We start from the raw sequence: 11,569 nt of genomic DNA, 5'->3' as shown, positions 1-11,569 counted from the left end.
GCCTGCTGCCAAACTGTCAGCGCCGCCACAGCCGCGGTATCCGCGCGCAAGATCCGCGGGCCAAGGCCGGCGGGATGTGCGAAGGGCAAACCACGCAAACGATCGCGTTCAGTCGGTGAAAACCCGCCCTCTGGCCCGATCAGTATCGCCCAAGGGCCGCTTATTGCGGGCAATCCGACAGGATCGCTTATCAAAATTTCGTCACAAAACATAAGCTGCCGACCGCCGGGCCAATCCGCAAGCACACGGTCCAGTTTCGCCAAGTCATCAACAGGCGGCACGAAGGTCCCGCCGCATTGCTCGGCCGCTTCAATGGCATGGGCTTGCAACTTATCTTGGCGAATGCGGCTGGCGCCTTGGGTAAAGTCAGTCTGCACCGGCATGACCCGTGCAGCGCCCATTTCCACTGCCTTTTCAACGATAAAGGCCGTGCGTTCCTTGCGAATAGGCGCAAAGAGCAGCCACAGGTCAGGCGGCAATTGCAGGGCGCGCGTTTGCGTCTGACAGAGCAGAATACCGCCATTCTTGCCCGCCTTTACAACCAAGGCATCCCATTCACCATCTGTGCCGTTTATCAGCGAGATCACAGCGCCTTCGGCAAGACGCATCACCCCAAAAAGGTAGTGCGCCTGCTCGCGCGTCAGCGGAACCGATTGCCCTTCCCCCAACGGGTGCTCTACATAAAGACGAACTTTGGATGCCATAGGCGGAACATATGACCGACAACGCCCAGATGCCAGAGCCGAACGGCACCGTCGCTGATGCGCCTCCCGACAATTGGGTCGACCGTTTTGCGCCAAAGCCTATCCGTGCCTATTTGCGGCTCAGCCGGGCTGACAGGCCGATCGGGACGTGGCTTTTGTATCTGCCGTGCCTTTGGGGGTTGGCGCTGGCGGTTTTGGCGACCGACAGCTATAGCCTTCGTGATCTGTGGATCATTGTGGGTGCCGCAATTGGCGCATTCTTGATGCGTGGCGCAGGCTGCACATGGAATGACATCACCGACCGCGAGATTGACGGGTCCGTTGCCAGAACACGCTCGCGTCCGATCCCGTCAGGGCAAGTGAGCGTCCGGGGTGCGGTTTTGTGGATGTTCGTGCAGACGCTTTTGGCGTTCCTTATTCTGGTAACATTCCCTCCCACGGCGATCATCTTGGGAGTGATAGCCCTGGTGCCCGTGGCCATCTACCCATTCGCCAAGCGGTTCACGTGGTGGCCGCAGGTGTTCCTGGGAATTGCGTTCAACTGGGGTGCTTTGCTGGCGTGGGCTGCACATACCAACAGCATCGGGCCGGTCCCGATTGTGCTGTATTTGGCGGGCATCGCATGGACGCTGTTTTACGATACGATCTATGCCCATCAGGACGCCGAAGACGATGCGCTGATCGGGGTGAAATCCACGGCGAGGTTGTTTGGCGAGGACAGTCGAAAATGGCTGCGCCTGTTCTTGACCGTGACGGTGATCCTGCTCGGTCTTGCGGTCCTGTTGGCCGTACATGAACGGTCCATTCTGTCAGTCGTCATTGCGATTGGCGGCCCATGGGCGCTGGGGTGGCATTTGACGTGGCAACTGACCAAGTTCAATCCAGACGATCAGGACGGCCTGCTCAGGATTTTCCGGTCAAACCGCGACGCGGGATTAATTCCTCTGCCATTTTTCGCCATAGCGCTTTTGGTGTGATTGAACCTCGACGCGCATAGCCTTATGCAGTGTGCAGTTTAGCAAGCGGAACATCATGCGCCTTTCAGCGATCTTCATCCGACTGGTTGTCTTTGCCGCCGCAGGCGGATTTTCTTATCTGGCTGCCAAGGCAACCGTGGCAGAAGTTGAGCAACGCTCAGTGATTGCAGTGCAAGAGACGCTTGTAGATCAAGGATATGAATGGACGTCAGTGCTGGGTGACGGGCTGCAAGTGATCCTCGAAGGTGAAGCGCCGACAGAGGCCGTCAGGTTTCGCGCAATTTCCGCAGCTGGCACTCAGGTCGATGCAAGCCGCGTTATTGACAACCTCTCTGTCACCGATTCGGCGCAAATCGCGCCACCTGATTTCGGCATTGAGATCCTGCGGAATAATGCAGGCGTGTCTCTTATCGGTCTTATCCCGGCATCAACAGATCGTGAAGCGCTGGCCGCGCGTATCCAGCGCATTGCAGGAGGTTTGCCAGTGACTGACCTTCTGGAGGCTGGTGACTACCCCGAACCTGAGACCTGGACAGATGCCGTCAATTACGCAGTACGCGCTTTGGAGATGCTCACGAAGTCCAAGATTTCGGTCAGCGCGGATCGGGTGAGTGTGAATGCGATCTCCGACAGTCCCGACGAAAAGCGCCGCCTTGAGATTGCACTGGCACGCAACGCGCCCGATAACCTGCGGCTTGCGGTGGAAATCAGCGCGCCAAGGCCGGTGATCTCTCCCTTCACGACGCGGTTTATCCTTGATGAGGCTGGCGCCCGCTTTGCGGCCTGTACGGCAGACACCGATGAGGCATTGGACGAGATCCTGACAGCGGCGTCCGGTGCAGGCTTCCAGCAGCGGGCGAACTGTGTTCTGGCCCTTGGCGCGCCGTCGCAGACATGGGGACGGGCCGTCGCACTGGCAATTGACGCCGTGGCTGATCTGGGTGGCGGGACCGTCACAATTGCTGACACGGATGTCACTCTGCTAGCCCGTGCCGGCACATCGCAGGGCATGTTTGACACCGTGATCGGTCGTTTGGAGAATGCGTTGCCGGACGCTTTTGCGCTCACCTCCGAATTGCCGATCGAAACCGACGAAAATCCCGATGCCATCGCCACGTTCACGGCCACTCTGAGCCCTGAGGGCGACGTTCAGTTACGCGGTCGCGTGCCCGATCAGATGACAAACACGGTTGTTGAAAACTTTGCCAATGCCAAATTCGGCGGCGCCAATATCACCATGGGCACCCGCATCGCAGAAAACCTTCCCAATGGCTGGTCGATCCGCATTCTTGCAGCACTCGATGCATTGTCCGGGCTGTCAAACGGCGTTGTCGATGTGCAACCCACAACATTTGAAGTGCGCGGTAACGCGGGTAACCAAGATGCAGGTGCCGCAATTGCGCGGCTCTTGATCGAAAGACTTGGCCAGACGGCAGATTTTGAAATTGATGTCACCTATGTCGAAGCGCTCGATCCGATAGCGGCCATTCCGACGCCTGAAGAATGTATCGCGAAGATCATCGCAACAACTGAAGGGCGCAAAATCACATTTGACCCCGGCTCTGCCGATTTGACGGCGGCGACGCAACCCGTCGTCGATGAGATTGCCGAAATCCTGAAGACGTGCAGCGATCTGCCTATTCAGGTTGCCGGCTACACTGACAGCCAAGGACGCGAAGTGATGAACCAGCAGCTTTCGCAGGACCGCGCCGATGCCGTTCTGACTGCCCTGCGCGCAAGACGCGTTCCGGTGTCCACGTTCCGAACAGTTGGATTTGGCGAAGACAATCCGATTGCCGACAATGAGACAGAAGAAGGCCGCGAGGCAAACCGGCGCATCGAATTCAGCCTGATTGTGCCTGGCACCACAACCAATGAAACCTCTGGACTTGACGAACACCCGCAGGACGCTCCCGTGGCTGATGAAAACGCGCAGGACACAGCACCACACGAATCAACCGAACCCCACGCGGACAACGAATAGGCGGCCCCCATGAACAGAACAGAATTCATTGTTGCGACGGCTATCATTCTCTTTGTGGCCTTCAGCTTGGGCTGGTTTGCGAGCTGGCTGGTCAATCGCTTCACCCGCGTCACGAAGGCTGAAATCGGTGAATTGGACAAGATGGCTCAGGCCTTGCACGAGGCCGAGGAAACCCGCGATCAGGCGATTACCTATCTACAGCAGCGCGAAGCGGAGATGACTAACCAGCTGAGCCAGACCGAAGCGGAATTGCGGGCTGCTATGGACGGGCTACGCGAGGCACGGCAAGACGCCGAAGAATTGCGCAGCAAGCTGGAATAGACGGGCCTAGTCACGCGGCGCGGCAGCGCGGCGCAACCTGTCGTTTATTGCGCGACCAAGACCCGTATCGGGGATGGGCGACACAGCGATGGCGGATGCCTGCATTTCATCAAGCCTGTGCAAACACGCAAAGAGGTTCGCTGCGGCTTCGATCAGGTCACCGGACCGCGAGAGGTTAAGATCGCCCTCTACCGGGCCGAACCCCAACATAACTTCGTCCGCCTCCGCATGGCGCGCGTTGAGGCGCATCTTGCCCTTTGGCGCATAATGCGACGCCAGTTGTCCAGGGGACACCGGCACTGATGGATCGCCGGGCCGCTGCAAAGACTGCCCAAGACAGGCCTCCAGCGCTTCAACGGGAATGCCACCAGCGCGCAGCAAGGCAGGTTTATCCACACAGCTAACAATCGTTGATTCAACGCCGACTTTGCAGGGTCCGCCGTCAATCACTGCGTCAATCCGGTCCCCAAGCCCCGCAACCACGTGGTCAGCGGTCGTCGGGCTGACCCGTCCGGAAGGGTTTGCCGACGGCGCGGCAATCGGCCCATCAAAGGCCGACAAAAGTGCAGTGGCAACGGGATGATCCGGCATACGCACAGCCAATGTCTCCAAGCCTGCTGTCACGAGCTTTGAAACTTTCGCCCCGTTCTTCAAGGGCAACACCAGGGTCAAGGCACCGGGCCAGAACGCGGCTGCCAGAGCTTTTGCATCTTGATTGAACCGGCAGAGCTTTTCAGCCGCATCACGCGATCCCAAATGGGCGATCAAAGGGTTGAAACTGGGCCGCCCTTTGGCCTCATAGATACGCGCGACGGCTGCATCATCGCAGGCATTCGCGCCAAGGCCGTAAACCGTTTCAGTCGGGAACGACACCAGGCCACCAGCCCGCAAAAACGTCGCCGCGGTGGTAATACCATGGGTGTCCGGCCGCAGCCTTTGCAGTTGTCGTTTCATCATGACGTGGCGTTTTGGTTGATGGGCGGGCACGCATGGATAAGCTGGCCCAATATTCAGTGCATAACTTGCGTCCCGCCATTTGCCAAGCAGCGGGATATTCGGAGAAATACCAATGCCATATCGCGCGCCAGTGGGCGACATTCGTTTTCTGATGGATCATGTCGTGGGCTTTGCGCAGGTCACGCAGACCCACCGCTTCGCTGACGCGACCCCTGATATGACGCAGGCTATCCTGTCGGAGGCCGCAAGAATGACCGAAGACATACTGGCCCCTTTGAACCGCATCGGCGACACACATCCGGCATATCTTGACAATGGTGTAGTGCGGACGTCCCCGGGATTTGCCGACGGCTATGCCGCGATTGCAGAAGGCGGCTGGATCGGCATGTCAGCCGCGCCAGAAAACGGCGGTTTGGGTCTGCCGATGACCTTGACAAATGCCGTCAACGAGATGATCGCAGCCGCCTGTCTGTCACTCCAGCTTAGCCCATTGATGACGCAAGGCCAGATTGAGGCGCTGGAACACCATGCCTCTGACGAGATCAAAGCCCTCTATATTCCAAAGTTGATCTCAGGGGAGTGGAACGGCACAATGAATCTTACTGAACCGCAAGCCGGATCAGACGTGGGCGCATTGCGCACCAAGGCAGAGCCGCTTGGCAACGGCACATACGCGATTACCGGGCAGAAGATTTATATTAGCTGGGCAGACAACGACTTCACCCAGAACGTCTGCCACCTTGTGCTTGCCCGCCTGCCCGACGGGGTAAAAGGGACAAAGGGCATCAGCCTCTTTATGGTGCCAAAGCTGATCCCCGATGCCGACGGGACCCCCGGCCAAAAAAACGACCTGCGTGTCGTCAGCCTTGAACATAAAATGGGCCTGCACGGCTCACCAACGGCAGTGATGGAATATTCCGGTGCCAAGGGCTGGTTGGTCGGTGAAGCGCATTGCGGCATGGCCGCAATGTTCACCATGATGAACAACGCACGTCTGGGTGTCGGTACCCAAGGCGTCGGCGTCGCCGAAGCTGCGCTGCAACACGCGGTCGCCTATGCGGTTGAGCGCAAGCAGGGCAAAGCTTCTGGTAGCGGCGCGATCATTGAACATGCGGATGTACGCCGTATGCTGACAAGCATGAAAGCCGACACATTTGCGGCGCGCGGTATCACCATGATGAACGCCGTCGCTATCGACATGGCCGCCGCAACCAACGACCCTGTGTGGCAAGCAAGGGCAGCATTTCTGACCCCCATCAGCAAGGCCTTCGGCTCTGACGTGGGGTGTGAAGTTTCCACCACTGGCATTCAGGTCCATGGCGGCATGGGTTTCATCGAAGAAACCGGTGCCGCGCAATACGCCCGCGATGTGCGCGTGACGGCGATTTATGAAGGCACCAACGGTATTCAGGCCCTGGATCTTGTGGCGCGCAAGCTCATGGACGGTGGTGACGCGGCCTTCAACCTGCTGGAAGAAATCGAAGGTTTTGCAGAACAGGCAAAGACCACCCTCCCCGTCTTGGCAGAGACCGTTTGGCAATCTGCCGAAACATTGCGTGAAACCACCGAATGGCTGATCGCGCAGGATGATCTGGATCACCGTTTCGCTGGGGCCGTCCCGTATTTGCGGGCATTTGCAAGGGTTCTGGGGGGATATATCCACCTCAAGAGCGCGCTTACTGGTGATGCGGCCCGCCAGCGCCTCGCGACCTTTTACATCAAACGTATGCTACCGGAACACGCGGACCTTCTGGCGCATGTGCGTCAAGGCGCTGATGATTTGATGGCAATCACTGCAGAGGACCTCGCCGCATAATGCTGCAAACTGACGGCGGGATCCGATACCCCCATCCTACCCCACCCGCCGAGGGCGAGGCAATTACGCTCGCCCCCGGCGTCTTGTGGATGCAGCTTCCGTTGCCCATGGCGCTGGATCACGTGAACGTCTACGCGCTGGATGATGGCGACGGCTGGACAATCATCGACACCGGATTTGCGTCAAAACGGGGCCGTGCGATCTGGGAAAAGCTGCTGGCAGGACCAATGCAGGGGCGACCCGTGACGCGCGTTGTGGTCACCCATCATCACCCCGATCACGTGGGTCTGGCCGGATGGTTTATCGCGCGTGGCGCATCGTTGCACATGCCGCGCACTGGCTGGCTGATGGCACGTATGTTAACGCTGGATGCGCAAGCCGTGCCAAATGCGGAAGCGCTCGCGTTCTACAAATTGGCTGGCATGGACGCTGCGGTCTTGGAAAAGCGCAGCAAAGAGCGCCCTTTCAATTTTGCCGATTGCGTCGCGCCATTGCCACTTGGCTACACCCGCTTGATTGATGGCGAAACGATCAGAATGGGTGGGCGCATTTGGGATATTCGCATGGGCGACGGGCACGCCCCTGAACATGCGACATTCTGGAGCCGTGACGACAATCTCGTCATCGGCGGCGATCAACTTTTACCGTCCATCAGCCCCAACTTGGGCGTCTATCCAACCGAACCCGATGCTGACCCGGTCTCGGATTGGTTGCGGTCATGCGAGAAGTTCCAGAGCGATGCGCGCAACGACCATTTCGTACTTGGCGGTCACAAATTGCCATTTACCGGCCTGCCGTTGCGCCTGCGGCAACTGATCGACAACCACCACGGCGCGCTTGATCGTCTGATCGGTTTCCTGGATGCGCCGCGCAGCGCTGGGGAGTGTTTTTTGCCGGTTTTCAAGCGTGAAGTTGCGGCAGCAGAATACGGGCTGGCACTGGTTGAGGCGGTCGCCCACCTCAATCACCTGCAACAAACAGGGCGCGCGACGCGGGTGCTACGCGAAGACGGCGCCTGGGGTTTTCAGAGGGTTACGGACTAGGACGCATGGCCTGAAACCGCATGTTCAAAACACTGGTCTGTCTCAGCCGTCACACAACACATGCTGTCTGCCTGAAATGGGGCTTGAAAGAGCCTCCGAACGTCCAAAGAAGTGATCTCGAAGTCGCAAACCGGAGCAAGATCGCGCCATAGACCACGACAAGACCTTTCAAATAGTCCCGATCCCATCACGACATGTCTGATGTCAGCGCCTGTGGGACAGATTTGAGGTTTTCGAATGCTCAACACTGTCGATGACGGTCACAGGCATTTCAGAAAGCTTGACCTCACGCGTCTTTTGATTGCCTCATTCGGCGCGAACAATCATTGTGCGTTTCGGCGCTTAGGCAAAGGGAAAGCACATCAGCTCTCTCTGAATGCCCGCCTGAAGTACGACGTTAGCGGCTGCATGAGATAGGAAAGCGGGGTCCTGCTTTCGGTTTTCAAAAACGCTTCCACGGGCATACCGGGAACCAGGACAACATTCTCCAACGCATCCAAAGCCGCGCTGTCCGGCTGCAGCACCGCTTCATAATACGTCATCTGGCGGGCATCATCGGTAAAGGTGTCTGCAGATATCCGCACCACGATCCCCGGCACTTCTGGCGTTGTGCGCTGGTTAAATGTGCTGAACCTGAGCGATACCGGCTGGCCGACAAAAACCTGATCCACGTGAACCGGGTCAACCCTTGCCGACACCTGCAACGGTTGATCCTTGGGGACGATGAACATGATCGGATCCGCTGGTCTGACAACTGCGTTTTCTGTAAAAACGGAAGATCCGAAAACGATCCCCTCTGATGGCGCCCTTACATCGAGCCTTGAAAGGCGCTGCCCGAGGCTCTGGCGGTTCTGAACCAATGAGATTTCACTAAATCGTAGGTCGCGCAGCTGCGTAATTGCATCTTCCCTGCGACGGTTTTCCATATTGATGATTTCAATTTCAATCCCGGACTTGCGTCCTTGGGCCTCGGCCATGGCTGCCGCCAGCTCTCCAATGTCGCCCTTCAGGCGGGCCTGCTCCCGCTTCATCGTCATCACGCGTGAGGCCTGAACCAACCCTTGTTCGAATAGGTTATCCAAATCTGCAACCTCGGAATTGACCAGCTCCAACTGATCGGTCAGCGCCTCTGCCTGCGCTTCAATCCCAAGAACCTGATTATCAATCTGTTCGGATTGCTGCCTGAGCTGTGCGACCCCATTCTCATGCGAAGCCAATCTTGCAACGAAAAGATTTCGCTGCCCTTGCACCTGACCTTCCATCCATTCCGGGTCCAACGTCTGGAAGTCTGCAAGTCCCCAGACTTCAAGCGTGGTTTGCTCATCACGTTCCGCTTCGAGCCTCAGCCGGCGCGCCAAGATCTCCATCAACTGCCGCTCGACAACTTCCAGTTCAGATTTGAGAAACGTGCCATCCAACTCAATCAAAACATCACCGACGGCAACGATATCCCCATCGCGTGCAAATATCGCGGATACAACGCCGCCGTTAGGGTGCTGGACAACCTGGCGTTCGGCCTCAACCTCGACTGTTCCACTGGCGACAACTGCGCCTGCGATTTCGGTGTTCAGACTCCAGTAAGCCAGTCCACCGAGCAGAATGAAAATGCCGAAGATGCCGATAAAGATCGGCTTATTGGCGCTCCACTTGATAGGATCATCTGAGCTCATGCCATTATTCGCCTTGCTTCATTTGTTTCTGAACGACGCTGGCATTTTTCATCGTCTTTTTGATGACTTCGTCGCGCGGGCCATAAATTCTGGCTTCACCCCGTTCGATCATCAGTAATTGATCACACTCCATGATTGCACCGGGGCGGTGGGTCATGATTATGACGGACTTCTTTGCGGCTTTCATTTCCGATACAGCCGCATTCAAGGCGTCAGAGCCCTCATTGTCCAACGCAGAGTTTGGTTCGTCTAGAACAAGCACCGTCGGATCGCCATAAAGAGCGCGCGCCAAAGCCAGCCTCTGCATCTGACCTCCGGACAGCTTTGGATCGCCGGGCCCAATGCGTGTGTCGTAGCCATCATCAAGCTGTAGAACAACGTCGTGCACACGCGCTTTCTTGGCAGCTGCGACCACCTGCTCGGCAGATGGCTCTAACGACATATGCGCAATATTCTCGGCGATCGTACCATCGAAAAACTGAACATTCTGCGGCAGATACCCGATGAGTTTTCCCAACCTTTCAGCGCCGTATTGATGCAACGTTGCACCTCCAAGGCGCATCTCGCCAATCGTCGGCTTTACCAACCCCATGATGACACGGGCCAGCGTGCTTTTCCCCGATCCACTTCTTCCGATGATGCCGAGCGCTTCACCTGGTGCAACAAAGAAAGTAATGGATTTCAGAACAGGCTTTTCCTGACCTGGGACAAAAACAGATACATCCCGAGCGTTCAAAGATGCCTCTGGCGCAGGCAATCTGGTTGGCTCCTCGTTCTTGGCCAACGTGTTCAGCAGGTGTTGCAAGTTCTTCCAACCGCGCCGTGCCTTTTGCGCGAGTGGCCAATATGGCAGGCATTGTTCGATCGGCGCGAGCGCACGCCCAAGCAAGATCGTCGAGGCAATCATGGCACCCGCGGTCAATTCGTTCTGCAACACCAGCCATGCGCCAAGACCCAGCATCGCCGCCTGCAACAAAAACCGAAACGCCTTGGTAAAGGACGTGAACCCGCCGGTCCAATCATTCGCCCGGATCGCAAGGTCCTGGGCTTCGTTCTGGATACGCTGCCAACGTGTTTCGAGAACCGAACCCATGCCTTGAGACCAAGCCAATTCGCTAAGGCCCTGTACTTGACCTGCAAATCCATGTGCCGAATGGTTCGCGAGTTGCGCCTTCTCAGTTTTTTTATAGGTCAGCAACTGATTTATCAGCGCAGTTATGACCAAGACACCACCACCAGCGAGAGCCATCCAGCCCAGAAGCGGATGAAAGATAAAGATCGCCAGCAAGAACACAGGAGTCCAAGGAAGATCAAATATCGCCAGCAACAGCGGCGATGAGAAAAAGATCCTGAGCGCTTCGATGTCTTGCAATCCATGCTTTTGAACATCAGTGCCCTTCTTCAGCGCTGATGTCTCAAGGATGGCGCGGAACACGCAGGGGCCAAACGTGCTGTGGATTCGCGCGCCTATCCGCGCCGTGACACGACCTCTTGCGTATTCAAGCAACCCGTAGATGAAGAATAACAGCGCAACCAAACCGAACAGCGCAACAAGCGTTTCCTCTGACCGCGAACTGAGAACCCTATCGTAGACCTGCAACATGAAAAGCGGTCCGGTGAGCATCAAAAGATTTGTGAAAACGCTGAACACTAAGGCAATAATCAAGAGATTTCGACTTCTTGCCGCAGCCAGCGACAAGATGCTTTGTTGATTTGACTTCTCGGGCAATCCGCTCATCACTCCTACAACAGCCAAACTCGGCAACTATAGGTATAGTGGCAAGAATTGAATATGTGAACTGCCGTGATCCTTACCTTCAGAGCGCGCAGCGCCAGTCTTCAACCAACAAAGTCAGTGCCGACGCGCGATACGGTCGTTCAATCGCTTCAGGATGCGGCTTGCGGTGGTTTCACACAATGCCGGAATGAACGCGTGCACAAGCGCGCCGATCGCCGCGACGCCCAGCCAGAATGCAAAACTGAATGCAAACCGCATATGCTGGAAATAGGTCTCATCCACCGTAGCCGGGTGATCGAGAAAAAGCGCCGAAAAAGTCGATTTGCGCGGTTCATTCTGGGTCGTGTCCGACATGTGCA

General features: G+C 57.0%; 10 protein-coding genes. 5 read left to right on the top strand and 5 right to left on the bottom strand.

All coding sequences use genetic code 11. The features are described from left to right. Window positions 1-704 (bottom strand): 16S rRNA (uracil(1498)-N(3))-methyltransferase (locus ACFDSS_RS01845; RefSeq protein ID WP_375254049.1); only part of this gene is annotated, 704 nt, incomplete at its 3' end. Between the two features lie 11 nt (window positions 705-715). On the opposite strand from ACFDSS_RS01845, the gene ubiA reads away from it, so the two are divergent. From ubiA to ACFDSS_RS01830, 3 genes are read left to right on the top strand one after another with little or no spacing between them, the layout of a single operon-like run. Further along, on the top strand, window positions 716-1,681 hold the full coding sequence (gene ubiA, locus ACFDSS_RS01840; RefSeq protein ID WP_375254048.1) for a 4-hydroxybenzoate octaprenyltransferase: 966 nt from the start codon (window positions 716-718) through the stop codon (window positions 1,679-1,681). A gap of 55 nt (window positions 1,682-1,736) precedes the next feature. Then, a complete protein-coding gene (locus ACFDSS_RS01835) occupies window positions 1,737-3,665 on the top strand; it encodes an OmpA family protein (protein WP_375254051.1) in 1,929 nt (642 codons plus the stop codon). A 9-nt stretch (window positions 3,666-3,674) separates the two neighbouring features. Continuing rightward, on the top strand, window positions 3,675-3,986 hold the full coding sequence (locus ACFDSS_RS01830; protein WP_375254047.1) for a hypothetical protein: 312 nt from the start codon (window positions 3,675-3,677) through the stop codon (window positions 3,984-3,986). A 6-nt stretch (window positions 3,987-3,992) separates the two neighbouring features. Here ACFDSS_RS01830 and ACFDSS_RS01825 read toward each other — a convergent pair whose 3' ends face one another. Then, window positions 3,993-4,943: an L-threonylcarbamoyladenylate synthase gene (locus ACFDSS_RS01825; protein ID WP_375254046.1), complete on the bottom strand. Its 951-nt coding sequence runs from the start codon at window positions 4,941-4,943 to the stop codon at window positions 3,993-3,995. Between the two features lie 112 nt (window positions 4,944-5,055). On the opposite strand from ACFDSS_RS01825, the gene ACFDSS_RS01820 reads away from it, so the two are divergent. Together ACFDSS_RS01820 and ACFDSS_RS01815 are read left to right on the top strand one after the other, a co-directional pair. Beyond that, entirely contained in the window at window positions 5,056-6,759 is a 1,704-nt protein-coding gene (locus ACFDSS_RS01820) for an acyl-CoA dehydrogenase (RefSeq protein WP_375254045.1), read from the top strand. Continuing rightward, window positions 6,759-7,802 (top strand): MBL fold metallo-hydrolase, encoded by a 1,044-nt coding sequence (locus ACFDSS_RS01815; RefSeq protein WP_375254044.1) that lies wholly within the window; start codon window positions 6,759-6,761, stop codon window positions 7,800-7,802. Before ACFDSS_RS01820 ends, ACFDSS_RS01815 begins: the two co-directional genes overlap by 1 nt. 362 nt (window positions 7,803-8,164) lie before the next feature. On the opposite strand, the gene ACFDSS_RS01810 is transcribed toward ACFDSS_RS01815, so the two are convergent. The 3 genes from ACFDSS_RS01810 to ACFDSS_RS01800 form a co-directional block, all read right to left on the bottom strand. After that, window positions 8,165-9,472 (bottom strand): HlyD family type I secretion periplasmic adaptor subunit, encoded by a 1,308-nt coding sequence (locus ACFDSS_RS01810; protein ID WP_375254043.1) that lies wholly within the window; start codon window positions 9,470-9,472, stop codon window positions 8,165-8,167. Between the two features lie 4 nt (window positions 9,473-9,476). Further along, complete coding sequence (locus ACFDSS_RS01805) at window positions 9,477-11,210, bottom strand: type I secretion system permease/ATPase (protein WP_375254042.1); 1,734 nt, start codon at window positions 11,208-11,210, stop codon at window positions 9,477-9,479. 114 nt (window positions 11,211-11,324) lie between these two features. Next, window positions 11,325-11,564: a DUF6356 family protein gene (locus ACFDSS_RS01800; protein WP_375254041.1), complete on the bottom strand. Its 240-nt coding sequence runs from the start codon at window positions 11,562-11,564 to the stop codon at window positions 11,325-11,327. Window positions 11,565-11,569 lie beyond the last annotated feature (5 nt).

Origin of the sequence: Yoonia sp. (assembly GCF_042093035.1) — a bacterium.
In the GTDB taxonomy this organism is placed as follows: domain Bacteria; phylum Pseudomonadota; class Alphaproteobacteria; order Rhodobacterales; family Rhodobacteraceae; genus Yoonia.
Note: the sequence above shows the minus strand (reverse complement) of the source record. Positions and strands in the feature narration are given on the sequence as shown.

Bases quoted from the DNA above. Each gene is read 5' to 3' on its own strand.
- ubiA (WP_375254048.1), top strand. From the start codon at position 716: ATGACCGACAACGCCCAGATGCCAGAGCCGAACGGCACCGTCGCTGAT.
- ACFDSS_RS01835 (WP_375254051.1), top strand. From the start codon at position 1,737: ATGCGCCTTTCAGCGATCTTCATCCGACTGGTTGTCTTTGCCGCCGCA.
- ACFDSS_RS01830 (WP_375254047.1), top strand. From the start codon at position 3,675: ATGAACAGAACAGAATTCATTGTTGCGACGGCTATCATTCTCTTTGTG.
- ACFDSS_RS01825 (WP_375254046.1), bottom strand. From the start codon at position 4,943: ATGATGAAACGACAACTGCAAAGGCTGCGGCCGGACACCCATGGTATT.
- ACFDSS_RS01820 (WP_375254045.1), top strand. From the start codon at position 5,056: ATGCCATATCGCGCGCCAGTGGGCGACATTCGTTTTCTGATGGATCAT.
- ACFDSS_RS01815 (WP_375254044.1), top strand. From the start codon at position 6,759: ATGCTGCAAACTGACGGCGGGATCCGATACCCCCATCCTACCCCACCC.
- ACFDSS_RS01810 (WP_375254043.1), bottom strand. From the start codon at position 9,472: ATGAGCTCAGATGATCCTATCAAGTGGAGCGCCAATAAGCCGATCTTT.
- ACFDSS_RS01805 (WP_375254042.1), bottom strand. From the start codon at position 11,210: ATGAGCGGATTGCCCGAGAAGTCAAATCAACAAAGCATCTTGTCGCTG.
- ACFDSS_RS01800 (WP_375254041.1), bottom strand. From the start codon at position 11,564: ATGTCGGACACGACCCAGAATGAACCGCGCAAATCGACTTTTTCGGCG.